General features: G+C 41.5%; 8 protein-coding genes (1 of these 8 cut by a window edge). All 8 read right to left on the bottom strand.

The features are described 5' to 3' along the window. Nucleotides 1–583: 583 nt before the first annotated feature. Nucleotides 584–976: a hypothetical protein gene (locus tag IQ276_RS29435; protein WP_193914197.1), complete on the bottom strand. Its 393-nt coding sequence runs from the start codon at nucleotides 974–976 to the stop codon at nucleotides 584–586. A 184-nt stretch (nucleotides 977–1,160) separates the two neighbouring features. Continuing rightward, on the bottom strand, nucleotides 1,161–2,870 hold the full coding sequence (locus IQ276_RS29430) for an aconitase/3-isopropylmalate dehydratase large subunit family protein (RefSeq protein ID WP_190881690.1): 1,710 nt from the start codon (nucleotides 2,868–2,870) through the stop codon (nucleotides 1,161–1,163). Next, nucleotides 2,854–3,945: an isocitrate/isopropylmalate dehydrogenase family protein gene (locus tag IQ276_RS29420; RefSeq protein WP_193914195.1), complete on the bottom strand. Its 1,092-nt coding sequence runs from the start codon at nucleotides 3,943–3,945 to the stop codon at nucleotides 2,854–2,856. The genes IQ276_RS29430 and IQ276_RS29420 overlap by 17 nt, the downstream gene beginning before the upstream one ends. Then, nucleotides 3,929–5,107, bottom strand: a complete 1,179-nt coding sequence (locus IQ276_RS29415; RefSeq protein WP_193914193.1) for a hydroxymethylglutaryl-CoA lyase-like TIM-barrel protein — start codon at nucleotides 5,105–5,107, stop codon at nucleotides 3,929–3,931. Before IQ276_RS29415 ends, IQ276_RS29420 begins: the two co-directional genes overlap by 17 nt. Nucleotides 5,108–5,142: 35 nt before the next feature. Next, nucleotides 5,143–7,281, bottom strand: a complete 2,139-nt coding sequence (locus tag IQ276_RS29410) for a patatin-like phospholipase family protein (protein ID WP_193914191.1) — start codon at nucleotides 7,279–7,281, stop codon at nucleotides 5,143–5,145. Nucleotides 7,282–7,408: 127 nt separating this feature from the next. Beyond that, nucleotides 7,409–8,695: a valine--pyruvate transaminase gene (locus tag IQ276_RS29405; RefSeq protein WP_193914189.1), complete on the bottom strand. Its 1,287-nt coding sequence runs from the start codon at nucleotides 8,693–8,695 to the stop codon at nucleotides 7,409–7,411. A 1,230-nt stretch (nucleotides 8,696–9,925) separates the two neighbouring features. Then, nucleotides 9,926–11,953 (bottom strand): ABC transporter ATP-binding protein/permease, encoded by a 2,028-nt coding sequence (locus IQ276_RS29400; RefSeq protein WP_235116075.1) that lies wholly within the window; start codon nucleotides 11,951–11,953, stop codon nucleotides 9,926–9,928. 554 nt (nucleotides 11,954–12,507) lie between these two features. Continuing rightward, a protein-coding gene (locus IQ276_RS29395) for a non-ribosomal peptide synthase/polyketide synthase (RefSeq protein WP_255264360.1) crosses the window boundary here: on the bottom strand, nucleotides 12,508–20,621 show its end. 11,614 nt of this gene lie beyond the right edge of the window; 8,114 of the gene's 19,728 nt are visible here — the last part of the coding sequence; its start codon lies beyond the right edge, outside the window; its stop codon occupies nucleotides 12,508–12,510.

The following is a 20,621-nucleotide window of genomic DNA, read 5'->3' as shown; positions in this document are numbered from 1 at the left end:
AGTTTAATTCGGTGAAGTCCTACTCAGAGACCATTTTATTTTCTCAATACAATTTGAATTTGCTACTTTAGCATTCTCCAGAAAAAGAATTGCTTAACTTTAGGTGGACACTATATAAGCCATCGAATTCACGTTAATTTAGTACACCATTTGCCTAATTCGTAGCAGATTAAATTTGGCGAGACTCCAAATTATACAACTTTATATCTAGTGCCATTCGTTTTGGAATTGTCACCGAATTTAAAGCCGATTTCCAGGAATGTAAAGTACACAACCTAAATTTGGTAGCCTCGCCTCAAACGTATTTGACCGTGCCAATTTTAGATTTTAGATTTTAGATTTTAGATTATTTCGGTACTCCTTTCCTGCGGAACCCTACGCGAACCCAGAAGCAAGCTACATGCCCCGCCCCTAATGGGCGGAACAAATCCAAAATCCAAAATTTAAAATCATAATGCCCCGCACCGCAAGTGGCGCGGAGTCAATCCAAAATCGCAAATCTAAAATCCAAAATTGTTTGACTTCCCAATTCTAACTACTGAATACTGAATACTGAATTCTGAATTCTCTTAAAACAGTAAAATTATTCATCAACAATTTCAACTGTCCTTGGTTCATCAGTTACTTCAGTATAAGCAGTGGCTTGTGGGCTAAGTTCATTTTTCAGTCTGAGTTTTAGCTCTTCCGAAATCGGTAGATCTTTAATTTCTTTGAGGAGAAATCTCAGAGATTCGGTTTTGCTACGTTCTGTATAGACAGCCTTCAGAATGGCTTCAATACCATATCCGGCTATAGTATCCCCAACAACTGTTACTAGACCAAGTAGGGCTATGCCTCCGACGATACCAAAGGGACCTCCCAAGGCTGTGATGGCAGCAGCAACAGCAGCAGAACTACCTCCTGATGTGGCTGCGAGAATCACAAGAAAGATGCCAGGAAGACCTAGACCGGCAAGTTTTTTAACAATTTCATCCATTGGAATTACCTAAAATCCTTACGTTTTGGTTAAAACATTACTAAGGGTAGAAAACTGGAATCTTTGTAAACAAAGAAACCTATCTCCAAATCTAGACTAAGCTAAATAAGAGTAACTTGCATTTAGATTGGGTTAAGATTTTAGAATCTTTCTCTCTATTCACTCATATTTTATAGCTCCGTTTTCAATCGAGATGATGACTAATTTTGCCTTTTACAGCTGAGATAGCCACCGTTCTTGGTGATGCCAAATAGTTTTTGCCGGTTGGATCGCCGCTGCGTCCTTTAAAATTGCGATTGGTTGCATAAACTCCTGTTTCTTCTTTTGCCAAAACTCCAATTCCAGCATTGATACAAGCCCCACAACCTGACTTGAGAATCTGTGCCCCTGCTTTTTCAAAAATGTCAAGATAGCCTAATTCTTCGGCTTGCTCACGAATTTCCACGGTGGCAGGTACAATAAATAAGCTGACGCCTTCTGCCAATTGGCGACCGTTCAAAACTTCGGCTGCTTGAGCCAAATCATAAAGTTTACCCCCTGTACAAGAGCCAATAAAAGCCTTGGTAATGGAAATGTCTTCTAACTGACTAATGCCCACTACTTGATCTGGTTTTGGAGGGCGTGCAACTTGGGGTTCTAAATTACTGAGGTCAAATTGATAAATTCTTTCGTACTCAGCATCAGCATCAGCAATAATCTCTTCAAAGCCCTGGGAGCTATGGTTTTTCACATACTCACGGGTCACCTCATCAGGAACAATCAAGCCGCAGATCGCGCCACATTCAACTGCCATATTCGCTAGAGTCAATCGCTCATCAAAGGGCAGTTGGGCGATAATTGACCCCCTAAATTCCATTACTTTACTAGTAGCGCCAGCACAGCCAATTTGTCCCAAGATAAATAATATAATGTCCTTGGCACTGATTTGAGGCGGTAGAGTTCCAGACAAGTCAAATACCAAGGTTTGGGGAACACGAATCCACATATCCCCCATTGCATAGATATTAGCCATGTCTGTGGTTCCTACCCCTGTGGAAAAGGCTCCCAAGGCTCCGTAGGTGCAGGTATGAGAATCTGTACCAGCAATCAGCATCCCTGGCCGGACAAATCCTTTTTCTGGTAGTAGAACGTGGCAAATGCCGGCAGCTTCACCTGGGGAAACGACATCAAATAAGTGGCATCCCTGGTCTTGGGCAAATTGAACCATCTGTTCGTACATGATATGGGCTTTATGATCAGCACGAATGTCGTTGACTTGGATAAAGTGATCGGCGACTAAAACCACTCGTTGGGAGTCCCACAATTTTGCCTCTGCCCCATACTGTTTATAAAATATCTTGGCTACAGGACCTGCTACAGCATCGTGGGATAAGGCTAAATCGACCTGGGCAAAAACCACTTCCCCTGGTTGGACGTAGGAATTACCGGAGGCTTTAGCTAGGAGTTTTTCAACTAAAGTCATGGGTCGTGGGGGGGTAATGCTGGGAGGAATGGTGATTTGCCCCTGACGACGCATTTGATTAAAAGACATTAGCCCGCCTGCAAGTGCGATCGCATCTACCACTGGATTCTGCTGTTTTTCTCCCAAAATTTCCAGGGAAAGTCCAATATTAATGCTATTGCGATAAAAAATTTCGGCAAACGATCGCGCCTGAATCTTTTCAATTCCAGCAGCTTGTAGGGCAATGGGAGCAACTTCTCGACTGGAACCACAGCCGAAATTTTCTCCGGCGGCGATCGCGTTGTATTTTAAAAGTTCGCCTTCGCCAATAATATGTTCTAAAGCATACTGTTTTAAGTGTTCGGGATCGTCTGTTGTTGCCCGATTGGCAGGAATAATATCATCAGTATTAATATCATCTCCCAAATGCAAAACGTTATTTGCGGGACTCATAAATCACTCCTAATTCCGAATGTGGCACTACTGAAAGTTCTTCCAGTAAAAGGTCAACTAAGGTTTCAGTGTTGACAAAGATTTCTCCTCCTTGGGGGGACAAATCGGCTGTCCGATATCCCTTGTCTAAAATTCGTTCTTGCCCTTGAATAATTCGTTGGGCAGCTCGTTCTTCTCCCCATTGCTGAAGCATTAAAATACAAGCTCCCAGGGTTCCCAGGGGATTGGCAATTCCCTTGCCTGCAATGTCTGGCGCTGTGCCATGAATCGCTTCGTATAAACCAAATCCATCAGCGTTCAGACTAGCCGATCCTAATAAGCCGATGGAACCAACTAAGGCACCGCCAATATCGCTGAGAATATCTCCAAATAAATTGCCCGCCAAAATTACATCAAACCGCTGGGGATTTAAAACCATTTGCATGGCTAAGTTATCCACCAACATTGACTCAACAACAACGCCGTCAAATTCCTTGGCTTCTTCTTGCACTAAACGAGTCCAAGGCAGATGAGGCAAGGCGTTTTCTTTGTGAGCGACGGTGAGTAGTCCTCGCCGCTGTTGGGCTTGCTGTAGAGCCTTACGAGCAACGCGACGAATTTCTTCATCGTAATAGCGCATGGTATGGTAACCATAAGCTCCCTTGTCATCTGAAGCACGTCCAGATGGGCCAAAATAAATCCCACTTACCAATTCTCGGACGATCAAAAGATCGAGGTCTTGCACTTTTTCTGGTCGCAGGCTGGATTTATCCAGCAAACTTTTAACGCTACGAATCGGGCGCAGATTGCAAAAAAAGTCGAAATGTTTTCGCAGTTCTAATAGTCCGCCTTCAGTAACCGCACCAAATACAATGCCATCGGCTCCATCGCACAATTCAAGAGTTGCTTGAGGGCAATAACTACCCAGCTGCTCAAAGGCGATCGCGCCCAGCCAGCCATAGTCTACCTGTAAACTAAAGCCCTCAATTTCAGCTACCTGTTGCAGAATTTTTAAGGAAGCTTGGACAACTTCCGGCCCAATTCCTTCCCCAGGAATGGCGACGATTCGATAGGATGGATTACTTAAAAACCCCATTTTTCCAGAATTCCAAGACATCGTTAGCTGTAAAATAGCGTTCTTGCTCAGTAGCAAGAGATTTAATCGTTGAGCGCATTTTCTCGTATTGCTCTCTGGGTTGAGGATTTTGCAGTTGCTTTTCAAATAGATATTGAAAATTACTCACTCCACTCCATTTGCCAAATACAACGTCTATGGCGCTGTGAGGAAAAACTGCATAGCTTTTGGGGTCTGATAACAAAGAATTGACATGCACACCTGTTTCGTGGCGTTGAGCAGTTCGAGAGTAAGGAGGGGCGGGACGAATCCCCATTTGCTCGATGTAATCAGTCACAGGGGCTATAGCATCATAGTTAATTCCCTTAACTTCAATTCCGAAGCGGACTCGCAAGCCATTCAATACCTGCTCGATGGCAACATTTCCGGCTCGTTCGCCAATACCGGCGAAGGTGCCCGATACTAAAGTCGCTCCAGCCATAACCGACTGGAGAGTATTTTCCAGAGCCATACCCATGTCATTGTGGTAGTGTACCCCGAAAGCAACTCCTGTAGTGGATTGCAGCAGGTCATTAATCCAGATATAGCTCTTTTCTGGACTGAGAATTCCCACTGTATCACTGAGGATAAAGTTTTCAATATAAGGACTAAAAGAGCGGATACATTGCACTAAAAAGTCAAAATCAGTTCTTGAGGCATCCTCGGCGGCAAAGTCTACTCTCAGTCCAGCCACTGTGGTGGCATAGCGTAAATTTTCGACGATTAAATCAATAGCATTTTGGCGAATTTTATCAATCAGGTTAGTTGGGATATTATCATCAATGGTTTTTCCTTTAAACTCGTCCATCAGGCGGATCTGAGGATCTCGTAAAAACAGGAAGCGATCGGAAAGAGCATAGATCAAAACGATACGATTGATGCCGCAGTCCTTTGCTAAATCAATAAACTGCTTGTTCATTAAGGTAGCCGCAAAAATCTGACTACCGAATCCCTCTGATACTAATGTTTTAGCGAGTTTTGCTTCTTCGTCACAGACGCAGGGCATGATGTCAAACCCATCAACTCCTGTTTTGTCAATTAAATGGGCGAGTTCATATTTGGTTGAGTAAGAGAAGAAAAGCCCTGCTTGTTGTTCTCCATCTCGCAGGGTGTCATCGTAAATTTTGATCGGCAGAGTTTCCATTTTTCACACACTCCTGATAAAAGTCAAGGTGAAATTTAAGTTGTTAACAGACTACACAACTCATCAATTTCTTGATTTCTTTCTTGAATGATTCGAGCGGCTAATCCTTGTAGCTGACGGATATTTTCTAGTTTGATGTTATCTATTGCTTCCTGTTCGCTTGTGAGGAAGGTTTGAAAACGATAATAAGATGTTTGAGTACCTTGATTACTAGCTTGAAATAACCGTTCTAATTGTCCGGCAACTACTTCACTACCACCATCAAGTACAATATTTAACAGCGGTCTTGCCCATTGTAAAAGTCCCCAGTTTTTAACATCCTTATAAGGGTAGACACTTGTCAGGGAACCAGTACCCAAGGAAACTAACAAGATATCATTTATATTGAGAATTTCTTTTTGTTCCTGTCTACTAATTTGCGCCTCAGAAATAGCCAAATTAGCTGGATTATTAGCAACTAATCCGCCATCGACTAAACTATAGAAGCCGTTGGGATTCTCGGAAGTACCAACCTGATATGGAGCAAAATAAGTCGGAGTTGCGCTAGTTGCTAGTGCTGCATCTGTGAGTGTAAAACCTAAGCACAATTTGCGAAACTTCCTGGATTCTGTTTGTTGTTTTTCAATTTTATTTGTAAAGAATATAGGTATTCGCTGTTCAATATCATAGCTAGTCACGAAAACTTCTTTGAGATTTTTTTCTAGAGGGCTGTTTCCAAAATATTGCTTCAAAATTTCTTTTCTTCCGTCCGAAGAATATTTGGGTTGGACAAATATATCTTCTAGTGGACCAAGTAATTGTTCAAAGAATGGCTCATAAAATATCTCAGCCCCATATTCGATATATATTTGCGCGAGTTCCTCAGCACTGTATTCAGCAGCCGGTGGACTATCAGGTGCTTGTAAATTTAATCGGGGTTTGGTTAATCCGAGTGCCAGAATTCCTCCGCTAGAAGTACCGGCAATTAAATCGAATAAACTAGAAATCGGCTTTTGTGTACGTTTTTCAATTTCTGCTAGTACCAGTGCTGGGATAATGCCCCGAATACCGCCTCCATCAATAGCGAGTATTTTATATTTAGGATTAGGTGTCGTATTCATAGTTTTTTGCGATTCTTCCTGAGTTAATGTTTGGGGTTGTTCTTGCTGTTGAATAATGGCTGCAATTTCGGTTTCCGTAGTTTCGCTTTGCGCCTCTTTTGGCTGGAGAGTTTGAATGTTCGCAGATTTTTCGCTTTGTTTTTTTGTCCCTTTTTTTCCTTTGGGATTCACAGGTGTCGGTTCAGTGGAGACATCAGTTTCTACAATGGAGACAACTTCAACAGACACTTCCTGCAACTCGATTTCACCCGTAGTTTCATCAACTGCGATCGCCTCGCTTACCAACTCCACCACCACAATTTCTTCAGGGTTTACCTCCTGGGAACTACTTGCTGTTTGGTCTTGTTTTTTGCCCTCATTTGATAATTGCTTAATTCCAAAGGGAATTTCTGCTAAATCCCAACTGGGATTGCCATGTAAGGTGCCATTATGGGCATTTACCGTCTGATCTTTGACGGTTGTTCCTTCTCCTTCGTTTAGTGGCCAATAGGCTACTAATCCTTGTTCATTACCAGCCAGAGGGCGATCGCGATGGTTCTGGATTTCTACCGGGGGACAGGGGTAATTCCAAACACTAATGTTAGCTAGTTGTCCTGTGAAATATATGTTGTTGTGTAAAGTGGCACCAAGAGTTACAGCACTAGTTGCTTTGTTTAAAGAGTCACCTGTGCAATAGCCAAAATACTCATGGTCATCTAGATATATGGTCAGTTGACCTTTGCTGAAAACAATAGCAAAGAAGTGCCATTGTCCGACAGTTAATTCTCCATCGCCAAAGGTTTTGATAACATTGTCAACCTTCTCATCGATGTATACATCTAGTTTCCCATCTTCACTGATGCCGAACTCAAAATTATCACTGTATCGATCTGAAGAACGAGCAAAAAAAACATTGCGCGTCCCGTAACTACTGGCTTTATTTGTGAGTTGATGAGGATTGATCCATCCCGAAATTGTAAAGGCTGAACTCCCCTCTGCAAAAACTCCATCAATATCCTTTCTGCCAAAACTTATGTAATCATCTTGACCATCAAATGTCAGAACTGATTGGGTATATACGTTGTTTGTTACCATATCTCCATCTCCAAATAAGATAATTCGTAACCCGTAATTAAGAAAGTTTGATTAAACCAGGTTTGCAGTTAAAATCTCTCCACATTTTGGCATCAGCCATAAGTCTTCAATTCCTAATAGATAAGTTCTAAATACTAGGAACTACTGCTGATTGATAAACATTTTGAACGACCTCTGCTAAACGTTCTATACCAGTTTCGATGTCTTGATCGCTGGCTGTCAGGCTAATACGTATACATTGATACTGGTGTGACCAGTCTTTTTCTAAACCAGGGAAGAAAAACCTACCAGGTACAACAATTACACCCACATGCTTGAGTTTTTCATATAAATCCCAATCACTGATCGGTAAATTTTTGAACCACAACCAACCATAAATTGCTCCCTCGCACCGATGTAGAAACCAAGGTAAATCTTTGGGCATCACTTGGTCGAGTTTGGCTTCGAGGACAGAAAACTTATTTTTGTAAAAGGGTCTGATGACTTCTTGAGATACGAATTCAAGGGCACCAGAGTTGATAGCACGAGCAGCGATCGCTTGCCCATAATGAGAAGGGTGTATACATAAATTTGTCTGAAAAGATTCTAGAACTTCAATGATTTTATAGTCGCCAATAGCAACGCCAATTCGCTCTCCTGGCAAACCCGCTTTGGAAAAGCTCATACAATGTACTATGTTCTCTCCAAACACGGGTATCATATCCTGAAAATTTAATGCTGGAAAGGGTGGTCCATAGGCAGAATCTATGAATACGGGAATATTATATGGTCTCGCAAGAGCCACAATTTTTTTGATTTCATCGTTGGATAAAATATTGCCTGTAGGGTTACAAGGACGAGAGAAGATGATGCAACCAGTGTTTTCTGTAATCACTAGGTTGTTGAAGTCCGGGTGATATTTGAATCTGTGAGAAGAGCTATCAATATCTAATGTTGGTTTATAGGAAACTAAGGCCTCTGGCGCTAAACTAATTCCACCATAACCTGTATATTCAGGACTCAATGGTAAGACAATTTGCTTTAATTCTTTGTCCCTTGTGTAGCCGCCAAAAGCATTAGCAGCATAAAAATACAACATTTGACTTCCAGGAGTAATTAAAATGTTGCGTTCACTTAATGAAAGTCCATACCGACGATTAAAATATGCAGCGATCGCTTGAATAAATGGGACGTAACCCTGACTTGAACCATAACGACAAACTACTTCACCATATTCACAACTAGCTAAAAGTTCTGCGTCACATTCCCGCCACATCTGCTCAACTTTTGGCAAAAGCAAGGGATTTCCAGCACTCAAAACCAGAAATTCTTGTCCTTGCTTGCTTTGTAGTGTTTCTTGAACGTCTTTCATCATCCCTCTAACACCTGTTAGGCTGGACATTTGAACACCAATTTGAGATAAGTTAAGTGTCATAAGTGGTTAGAGGATGTGGAAAAAATATTAATAATAAACAACTAAAATAATGGGGGAAAATTTTTAATGATTCAGCAAGTCACTGGAGCTACATTTTTCCTATTTTTTCTCCAGTAGAAAGAAAATGGCTCTGACTTATCATTATTGTAATTAACAAATTATACTAGAGCTTTTTTGATACCGTCATAATTATTTTATAATCTTTAATCAAGTATTGATGGTATCCCAAACATTTACTCTGCTCAGAGTTTAATTATGATTATTTAGTTAATAGGTGAATAGAGAGTCAAAATCTCTTTAACACTCAATGGCTTTTAAATAAACCACTTTATTTTAACTGATTTAGAGAATAAAATTTTAATTACATTAAAATTTTTCTTTGTTTTTTTTGATGAAATTAACATTTCGTTAATTGATTAACAAATTATATTACTTTTGTAATACTATAAGTACTCCTGATTAAAGGATATTTATTTAAAGTCAGAGTTGAAGAAGAATGCAGAATACAGAATTCAGAATTCTTGAGCGTGGGGCATTCAGACCCGCTACTGTCTTATTGACCACCAAATTTGAAATTTGGTGGGGGTCTTAAACCCAGTTATTCAGACGCTTTTTTGGTCACAATACCCAACTGAATTCTGTTTAATAAATTTTCTGATTAAATTAGCTTATTCTTGAAACTAAGACTTTAGCCTAAGCTTTCAAATAATCTCAGTTTTATCAAGAAAATGCAATAGCAGGTAAAACAAGAATAAATGGACAGTTAAAACAGTTAAGAGATTAATTAAGTGGACAGTTAAGACACTTAAGACACTTAAGACACTTAAGTGATTAATTTGGTGGACAGTTAAGACAGTTAAGACACTTAAGCGATTAATTAAAATATTTAAAACACTTAATAAATAATAATTAATAACTGTAAAAATTATGTTACAAAAGCTGACTTGGCTTTTGTAAATATATTCATTGAAGAATGTCTTTAGCGAGAATTATATCGAGTTTCCCTAAATCAGGGGGAATATTACTTAGGGATTTCCAAGGAAAAAAACATTCAATCGTAGGGTAGCACAGCTGTGCTACCCGAAAAATGTACAAACAATTTGGGATAATTTATTTTCTGGAAGTCCTTTACTGGCGTTGCTGAATGGAGGTATGAAGCATAGTTTAAGCGATCGCCATACCTAGTACCGCTTCGCAAAACTCATGCGATATTAACAGCAGAACCCTACCCTAAACTCTGATCCATTTCAAAACCTTGGGGTCTTTGTTATAGCAATAAGTAAAGCCATCCTTAGTTTGAATCGGCTTACCAAGGCTTGCCTTGCTTCTGATAGTGCTAATGGAAGTACCTGTTAATATCTGCATTTCCTTATGAGAAAGCCCTAAAATAGTGCTTGTTTCTGGTTGACTCAGTGATTGATTCTGTGGTGAAACATCTATTGGAATTTGATAGTTTACAGGAGGATTAGTAATCATTTCTTGGACTTTTTGCAGCCGATAATCCTCTACGGTCACAAGTTGCCAACTAGAATCTTGTGAAAGTTCTAGAACCCATTGATGATAATTAAACAGACTCTCCCTGTGTCCAACACTGATAAAAGTTGTTTTCGTTGATTGTAACTGTTGATATAAATTACCTTCATTTTTTAAATCTAAAGCACTCGTTGCTTCATCTAATATAGTAAAGCTAGGACGGGTAACTAACAGTCGTGCAAAAGCAAGACGTTGTTGCTCTCCCAAAGATAATATATTCTCCCAAGGGACTTCTTCTGCATCAAAGTCATCAACTCGACTCAGTAAGTTTTGCAAGTTTACTTGTTGCAATACTTCTTTGAGTTCTGCATCCGTCATTTTACGATTTGTTTGGGGATAGAGTAACTGTTCGCGCAAAGTTCCCAAAATTATATAAGGGCGTTGGGGCAAAAATAAGATTTCTTCTAGGGGAGGACGTACCAAACGACCGGTTCCCGCGTTCCACAAACCAGCGATCGCTCTCAGGAGAGAACTTTTACCTCGACCACTAGGCCCGACAATCAATAAACCTTCTCCTGGTTGAACAGAAAGTGATAAATCTTCGACGATTACCTGCTGATAATTCGGTGTTTGTAAGGTGACATTCTCAAAAGCGAGACGGTTTTCTTCTATTGTTTTAATAGTACTTACATTCTCTGGTTCCTTGGTGACAGCTTCTAACACATCCGATAACTCAGTTAAACGCTCAACGTAACTGGAAAATCGTCCGGAAGTTGCCAATTCAGCTATTAATGTTCCTAGTGCAGTGGCATACAGATTGCAAGCTAAACTGGCTTGCCCAACTTCTCCAAAATCAATTTCACCTCTAATAAATGAAGGACCAAATACTACAAACGGAAATAGTTGGATAGCAACCTGATATCCACTGTTAAAAATGTCCTGAATTCTCTCCCAATCAATCTTGCGTTTAGTATTTTTCACTACCTTACTAAATCTTCGCAAAACTATATTTGATTCTTGGTTTTCTCCATGAAAAAAAGCGATAGATTCAGCGTGGTTTCGTACATGAGTCAGAGAATAACTGTACTCGGCTTCAAATTTGAGTTCCTCTTCATTAATCTTATTTACTTCTTGACTTAAATAAATAGCAATACAATTGCCTATAGTCGTATAAATAATCAGAATAACTGCGACAAATTTGGAAATTGACCAGAGGATGATTAAAAAAGTCGTCATTTCCAGCACTTTTTCCAAACAAGTAGCTGAAAAACTCAGAGCAATCCTGGTAATGGGTTCGATTTCTTGGGATAGACGTTGATCTGGGTTATCAATATCGGATCTAAAGTTGATTTTATAATACGCACTATTGCTCAAATATTTTTCTAAAATGTGATTATTCAGCCACTCGTACCAATCAAGAGCTATTTTTTTTCTGATAAATTTAGAAAATCCTAGCAACAAGGTTCCCAAAATCAGGGCACCGCCATAAACCGATAAAATCTGAACAAATTTAGTCAAATCTTTATCTTGAATCAGAACATCGCTTAAATACCGATTCACGAAGCTATTAAAGGCGGTTACGCCTACAATGGCGATAATTAATAAAATCATCAGAGCGAGCATTCCCCAGGCACGAATAACGTCTGAAAATGCTCTTTTTCCTGATTCTGTGGGATACCAGTAAGGCAGTGCGATCGCTTTTATATTCTGCCAAAATCGATTAAAAGCCGAAAACACAGAAGTTTTATTTGTTAATGTTTGATCGCGAAGAACTTGGGTTTGCATACTCTACAAATAAGTCAAAAATTTTGTATCACTTAACTACGGAAAACGATGATAGGATATCATATCTGATTGAACAACCACACCAAAAACAAGCTACAAACCTGTTGATTACAAGATTGTATGTGCAATTAGCCAAATTTGATATGAAAGGATGTTTGAAAATTGCGGGGTATTGCAATAAAACTCACCAGGGGTATACAGAGATTTGTATAAACCAGCACCTTATGAGTGAATGATTGAGAAGAGGACACAAAGATACGTGTAAACCCGATGAATAAATTCAGGGGATTTTTTAAGGAGGTGAAAATTTTTTTGCTTTCCCGAATAAATTCGCTTGCTTTAAACCATTCGCTCTTCCCGTTGGAGAATACAAGTTTCTCGGCGTCACTGAATCTCCCGCTACTTTGCGTCTTCTCTAGTAAAGCATACCGTAACAATCTGACATCAGAACACTGGGAATTAATAGCAGACCTGTTCATCCTCTAAGAAGATAAGCAGATACAAGCCACCCACTCCCAGTTAAATCCTTTCTGTTTTCAGTAACGTGGCAAAAATTAGCTAAGCGTTTCCGACAGTCCCATTTTTTTTATTGCCTGCTTGATGGAAGCCTTCAACCGTTCGGCTAAAACCTGGACATGGGGTTGATTCATCATCGTCACATGGGTGCCTGGAACTAAGTGGACATCCACTGGTTCGCTAGACAACGCGCTCCACCCCCAGGTTGAATCCTCTAAAAGCTCAGACTGTTGTAACGCAGGATGCTCTTTTTGATAAAAGTCCCTAGCGCGAAAAAGAGTAATTGCGATCGGATTGACTTGTTGTGGTAGATATTCGTAGAAAGCTTTATCGTCAGCCTTGAAAGTTTGGATCAAACGCTTCAAATATGTGATGTCGGCATCGAGAGGCAGAACGTCAAGTATTTTCAAGTAATCTAGAACATATTTAAATTGCTCCTCTGGAGCTAAAGATAAGAGGGGATCAGCATCCATATCCAAATCCTTTGTGAACGTAAGTTGCAAAAGTTTGGCAGTGTTAATCAGCCATTGAACATCATCCATTTCTTCTGGCTTTAGCTGAACGGTGGGTGCTGTGGTATCAAAAATGGCAACTAGAGCCACCACCTCTCCCTGAAGTAGTAACTGTTGAGCCATTTCAAACGCAACTTTACCGCCAAAAGAATGTCCGCCCAAAAAATACGGGCCTTTAGGTTGCACAGCTTGTATTGCTTCAAGGTATTGGGCAGCTATATCCTCAACTTGGCTGATTGCCGCTAATTCTCCATCCTGACGCTGACCTTGGAAACTGTAAAACGGCTGATCTGAACCGAGACAACGGGCTAAGTTATAAAGGTAGAACGGATAGCCACCAGCACCTGGAAGACAGAAGAAAGGTGGGTTGGAACCGGCTGGCTGAATTGCAACTAAGGGAGACCAACTAGAAGCATCCGTATCTTTTTGTACTACAGATGCTAAGTCTTCAATTGTTGGATTTTGGAAAAGGATGGCTAAGGGAATATCTTTACCAAAGTGCTGTTTAATCTGAGCCATTAAGGAGGGAGCTAGCAGGGAATGACCACCGAGGTCAAAAAAGTTATCTTTTACCCCTACATTGTCAACCTTGAGAATTTTTGACCAGATTTGCACCAGTTGCAGTTCTACAGTATTCCGGGGAGAAACAAATGTGTCCGAACCACTGGGGTTCAAAGGTGCTGGTAAGGCGCGGCGGTCTACTTTGCCACTAGGAGTTAGCGGTAAGGATTCCAAGATGACTATTGCACTTGGCACCATGTATTCTGGTAACTTTTCTTTGAGGAAGCTACGCAGTTCAGTAACTTTCGGTGTCTGCTGTTTTTGTGGCACGATGTAGGCGACTAGTCGTTTATCCCCAGTCGTATCAACGCGTGCGATGACACAACATGCTTGCACATCGTCATGTTGGCTCAGTACTGCTTCAATTTCGCCCAATTCAATGCGGAAGCCCCGGATTTTCACCTGATTATCGATGCGCCCCAAGTATTCGATGTTGCCATCTGGCAAATAACGCGCTAAGTCCCCAGTCTTATATAATTTTGACAAGTGACCTGTGACAAGTGACTTGTCAAACGGGTTAGGGATAAATTTCTCTTGTGTCAATTCTGGACGGTTGAGGTAGCCGCGTGCTAAAGCGACACCACCAATGTGCAGTTCTCCTGGTACACCCACAGGTACAGGCTTTTGATACTCATCCAAGATGTAGATTTGCGTGTTGGCAATGGGACGCCCAATGGCAGGAAGTAGCGGCCAACTCTCCACTGAATCAGTCAAAGTCAAACTGGTGACAACATGGCTCTCCGATGGACCGTAATGATTATGCAGAGTACAGTCAGTTAGCTTACTTAACCAATTGCAAATGGCAGGAGTAATCTGTAATTGTTCCCCAGCAGTAATAATTTCCCTGAGATTACTAGTCACTGATTCATTGGCAACAGCAACTTCGGCTAGTTGCTGTAAACCAACAAACGGAACAAATAGTCTTTCAACAGCTTGTTGTTGGAGTAAATCTAATAAAGCCAATGGTTCCCGGCGCAATTGCTCCCCAATCAACACCAATGTGCCACCACAACACCACGTCGAGAACATTTCTTGAAACGAAACATCAAAGCTCACAGGTGCAAATTGCAGGGTTTTGACTCCACCAGGAATTGTCGTATTTTCTACTTGCCACAGGATGAGATTGCAAAGAGCAGACTGATTCATGGCTACACCCTTAGGTTGACCTGTGGAACCGCTTGTGTAAATCACGTAACCCAAGTTATTTCCAAGGACACCAGAGAGCAGATTGTCTTGACTCAACTGTGAAATGATTTGCCAGTCGGTATCTAAGCAAACAAGTTGTGCCTGACGGTGGGGTAATTTGTCCACTAGATGGTTTTGGGTTAGCAGTACTGACACTTGAGCATCTTCTAACATGAAGCTTAAGCGCTCAGTCGGATACTCAGGGTCAAGGGGCACATAAGCACCACCCGCCTTCAGAATCCCAAGTAATCCCACAACCATTTCTATTGAGCGCTCGACACAAATACCCACTAGCACATCTGCTCCCACTCCCAAGGAACGCAAGTAATGTGCCAATTGGTTTGCACGAGTATTCAATTCCTGATAAGTAAGTTGTTGATTTTCAAACACCACCGCGATTTCATCGGGTGTACGTTCGACCTGCTCCTCAAATAACTGATGGATACATTTATCTATTGGGTAATCGGCTTGAGTATCATTCCACTCAACTAATAACTGGTGTTGCTCAACTTCTGTGAGCATTGGCAATTGAGAAATTTGCTCTTTGGGATTAGCCACAATTGCTGATAGCATCGTCACAAAATGCCCCAGCATTCTGGTAATCGCCCCAGACTCAAATCGACTGGTATCATAGCTGACCTTGAGCAACAATTGCTGCTCACAGGCAGCTAAAATCGTCAGAGGATAATTTGTTTGTTCAATAGCCCCAAAATTTGAAACAGAAAAACTGCCATCACCTTGTAAAGCAGCACTATTTACCGGATAATTCTCAAAGACGACAATGCTCTCAAATAAAGACGTACCTCTGTTGACATCACTCAGAGCCTGAATCTCTACCAACGAACTATAGGAAAATTGCTCAGACTCCACCTGTTGGGCTTGTAAATCCTTCAACAAACTCAGCAGTTGAGTATCATCAGAGATTTGCACCCGCACAGGCAGAGTATTAATAAATAATCCCACCATCGACTCCACACCAACAAGTGCCGGTGGACGACCAGAAACAGTAGCACCAAAAACCACATCAGTTTCTTGACTGTAGCGAGACAGTAGTAATGCCCAAGTCGCCTGCACCAAATTGTTTATAGTCAATTGATGCTGTCGCACAAAAGACTTGACTGCGGCAGTTGCTGATACCGTTAACTGAATTTGTTGTTCACCATAACCGGAATACTGATGACGGTTTGACAATGGTTTATCCACCGTCAAGGGAGTGGGTGCAGTAAAACCTTGGAGTTTTTGTCGCCAAAAATCTGCTGCTAAATCTCGATTTTGTTGCTGTAGCCAAGCAATGTAATTACGGTAGCCCAGAGTTGGTTGCAACGGTAAAGCTTCACCATGAGAAATTGCTTGATAAAACTCCAACAAATCTTGGAAAACCAAAGGTAACGACCAGCCATCAAGTAGTAAATGATGATGACACCAAACAAACTCATAAGTATGTTCATCCAATTGCAGCAGATGTAAGCGCATCAATGGCGCTTGTGTGAGTTGAAAACCGATGAGTCGCTGGTCATCAAGAAAAGTCTTTAATTGCTGTTGCTGCTGTTGTGGAGATAACTGCCGCCAGTCTACAGTTTCGACGCTCACCTGAACCTGTCGATAGACAATTTGAATTGGCTGGCTCAAAGACTCCCAAACAAAACCAGTGCGGAAAATGGAATGCTTTTCTACTACTTGCTGCCAAGCTTTTTCAAAAGCTTCCACATCCAAATTGCCGTTGAAAGTGCAAATCACCTGTTCAAAATATACGCCGGAGTCTGGAGCATACAAACTTTCAAACAGCATCCCCTCTTGCATGGGAGATAAGGCATAAATATCCTCAATATTTTGCCAATTAGTTTTACCCAGTTGCGGTTGCAATGGTAGTCTTGCCAAGACTCCATCGAGTTCTTGTTGATTAAGTTTGATCAATGGGAAATCTGTTGGCGTATAACCTGCATTTTCTGGGGATAAACAATGAGCAATTAGCTTCTGCAAAGTTTCAACAAAATAAGCGGCAATATTCTCAATGGTTCTCTGCTGATGGATATTGCTACTATATATCCAATTTATTTGCAGCCTTTCGTTTGTAATTATGGCATTAACATCTAGTAGACTTGAACGCTGACCTTGTAAACTCTGGCTTTGTCCGCTAGACTCACTAGCCAATTGCACCAAAGAAGATGTATTTACAACTTGAGTAAATTGACCCAGATAATTGAAGCTAATCTCTGTTGTGGGAATTGTCTGTAGTTTAGCTAGTATTTCTGCATCAACATTTAGATAGCGCAATAAGCCGTAGCCAATGCCTTTGTTGGGAATTTTTCGTAATTGTTCCTTGACAGATTTTAAAGCATTCCCAAGATCTTCAAAGTCTATTGCTGAAAGTTTTAAAACCACCGGGAAAATCGTTGTAAACCAACCAATAGTCCGTGATAAGTCTAGACCATCAATAATATCTTCCCGCCCATGACCTTCTAAGTTGAACAACACCGACTCACTATTAGTCCATCTGCTCAAAACTAACCCTAAGGCACTCAACAACACATCGTTAATCTGTGTTTTGTAAGCTTTCGGCACATCTTGCAACAGTGCTTGAGTTTGTACCTCATCTAATGACACTGATACTGTATTAACTGATGCCGCAGTGTTTATTCCATCTGCATAGTCTAAAGGTAGAGAAGCAACTGCACACTCAGACGCACTCAACCAATAACTCAGTTCTGATTTCAAGATATTTGATTGGGCATATTCTGTCAGTCGTTGCGCCCAATCTTTGAAGGATGTGGTTTTGGCTGGTAGTTGAATGGCTTGCCCAAGACTTAGTTGCTCGTATGCTGTTTGCAAATCTTCTAACAATATCCGCCAGGAAACACCGTCTACTACTAAGTGGTGAATCACAATCAGTAATCGCGCTCTTTTGTTAATTCCTAACCAGAACAATGCCACTTGTACGAGATTTTTGTCCAGATTTAAACTCGCTTGTAATTCATTGGCTGTGCTTTCAATTACAGTTTCAAGCTGATTTTCTGGGATTGTTGACAGGTCGAAACGCGAGATAATATTGCTATCAGTTGGAGCGGCATGAATCTGCTGCCAAGTAGAGTCTGTTTGACTAAATCTCAAGCGCAGAGCATCGTGATGTCTGAGCAATTCCTGCCAGACTTGTTCTAATATTTCCACCTTCAGATCTGATGGAATCGAGAGTAGAAATGATTGATTAAAGTGGTGCTTTTCTGGGAGGTTCTGCTCAAAAAACCAGTGTTGAATGGGCGTTAAGGGTGATGTGCCAGTTACTAATCCTTGTTCAATGAAGAGTGCTTTTGTTGTGCCTGCTACTGTGGCTAATTGGGCGATTGTTTGATTGGCAAATAGTTGTTTGACTGTTAGTTCAATTCCAGCTAACTTGGCTCTGGTGATGATTTGAATGCTGAGGATGGAATCTCCACCTAGTTCAAAGAAGTTATCATCTATGCCAATTGATTCGACTCTGAGGACTTGCGCCCAAATTTCGGCTAATTTTTCTTCGATGGCGGTACGTGGTGCCACTAAGGTGGTTTCTATTCCAGCCCGTGATTCTGGTTCTGGTAGGGCGCGACGGTCTATTTTGCCGTTGGGGGTTAACGGTAAGGATTCCAGGATGACTATTACTGAAGGCACCATGTAGTCTGGTAGCTTTTCTTCGAGGAAGCTACGCACAACGCTGACTGTGGGTGTTTGCTGTGGCTTGGGTACGATGTAGCCCACTAGGCGTTTATTTCCAGGAATATCAACTCTTGCGATGACACAAGATGCTTGCACATCTGGGTGTTGGCTCAGCGCTGCTTCAATTTCTCCCAACTCAATGCGGAAGCCCCGGATTTTTACTTGGTTGTCGATGCGTCCCAGGTATTCGATGTTGCCATCTGGTAAATAGCGTGCTAAGTCGCCAGTTTTATACAATTTTGACAAGTGACCTGTGACTTGTGACTTGTCAAAAGGGTTGGGGATGAATTTTTCTTGTGTTAAGTCGGGGCGGTTGAGATAGCCTCTTGCTAAGGAAGCACCACCTATGTGTAGTTCTCCTGGTACACCTACGGGTACTGGTTGTAAATATTGATCTAATATATAGATCTGGGTGTTGTCTATTGGACGACCAATGGGGGGTGATATCTGAACGTGGTTTTTGTCAGCAACTAGCAGCCCAGAAGTGGCGACAACAGTATTCTCAGTTGGACCATAATTGTTCACTACTTGGAAAGGAACTGAAACTGATGGATATTGATGAAGCTTGTCCCCTCCAGTCAGGATGCAACGCATTGCTAAACTTTCAGTAGTCCATGCCAAAGACAATAACTCCTGTGCCACTGGTGTTGGCACAAAACTAATCGTAATCTTGTTTGATGTCAACCAGTCTCGTAGATTTACTGGCAAGGTGAGGATTTCAGATTTGACTAAGTAGATACTTGCTCCTGCCGTTAGGTAAGGCCATAATTCCCATACAGCAGCGTCAAACGCTGTTCCTGCCAACTGCGTGGCTTTGTCTGATGAAGTGATTTCAAAAGCACGCTGATGCCAGAAGACTAAATTTAACAATCCTTTATAGGTAATCAGTACTCCCTTGGGTATCCCTGTAGAACCAGAGGTATAAATGACGTAAGCTAAGTTACTAGCTTGGATCTCGGTGATTAGATTATCCTGATTTAATTGAGAAATCAACTGCCACTGGGTATCTAAACAAACAAGCTGTGCATGATGCTGGGGTAGTTTGTCCACTAGATGCTGTTGGGTTAGCAGCACTGATACCGCTGCATCTTCTAACATGAAGCTTAAGCGCTCAGTTGGATACTCTGGGTCAAGGGGTACGTAAGCCCCACCCGCTTTGAGAATACCAAGTAATCCCACCACCATCTCTACAGAGCGCTCCACGCAAATACCCACCAGCACATCTGCCCCTACGCCCAATGAGCGCAAGTAATGTGCCAACTGGTTAGCACGAGAGTTCAACTGCTCATAAGTCAGTTGTTGATTTTCAAACACCACTGCTACGGCATTAGGTGTCCTCAAGCACTGCTCTTCAAACAACTGATGGATACATTTATCTATTGGATAATCTACCTGTGTATCATTCCACTCAACTAATAACTGCCGCGACTCAATTTCTGTTAAAACAGGTAATTGGGAAATTCGCTGTTTGGGATTGGCTACAATTGCCGAAAGCATTGTGACAAAATGACCCTTCATCCGCTCAATGGTGCTGCTATCAAACAAGTCAGTGTTGTACTCCCACCCTCCTACTAGTCCAGTGGCAGTGTTTTCCATTGCCAAGGTCAGGTCAAACTTTGCTGTGGTGTTTTCTATTGGCAATGAACTGACACTTAAGCCTGTCAACTCTACTTGTGATATGGGTGCATTTTGCAGGGCAAACATCACCTGGAACAATGGTGTATGACTCAGGTCTCGTTCTCGCTGTAATTTTTCCACCAACATTTCAAACGGTAAGTCCTGATGAGCGTAAGCCCCTAGTGCCATTTCCCGAATTTGAGGCAGTAATTCCTCAAAACTGGGGTCGCCTGAAAGATCTGTCCGTAAAACTAATGTGTTGACAAAAAAGCCTATTAACCCTTCTATTTCAGAGCGATCGCGGTTGGCAATTGGTGTCCCCACTAAAATGTCTGTTTGTCTTGTGTAGCGGTAAAGTAATGTGTTATATGCTGCCAACAACGTCATGAACAAGGTGACTCCTTGCTCCTGGCTCAGTTTTATCAGTCCTTGAGTGAGTTCAACAGACAGTGCAAACTCAATATGTCCGCCAACAAAGGTTTGCACAGCAGGTCTTGGTCGGTCTGTGGGTAGTGGCAAGAATGTGGGTGCTGAGGCTAGTTGTTCTTGCCAGTAATTCAATTGGTTTTGTAATACCTCCCCTTGCAACC

It is taken from the genome of Desmonostoc muscorum LEGE 12446 (genome assembly GCF_015207005.2).
In the GTDB taxonomy this organism is placed as follows: domain Bacteria; phylum Cyanobacteriota; class Cyanobacteriia; order Cyanobacteriales; family Nostocaceae; genus Nostoc; species Nostoc muscorum.
Note: the sequence above shows the minus strand (reverse complement) of the source record. Positions and strands in the feature narration are given on the sequence as shown.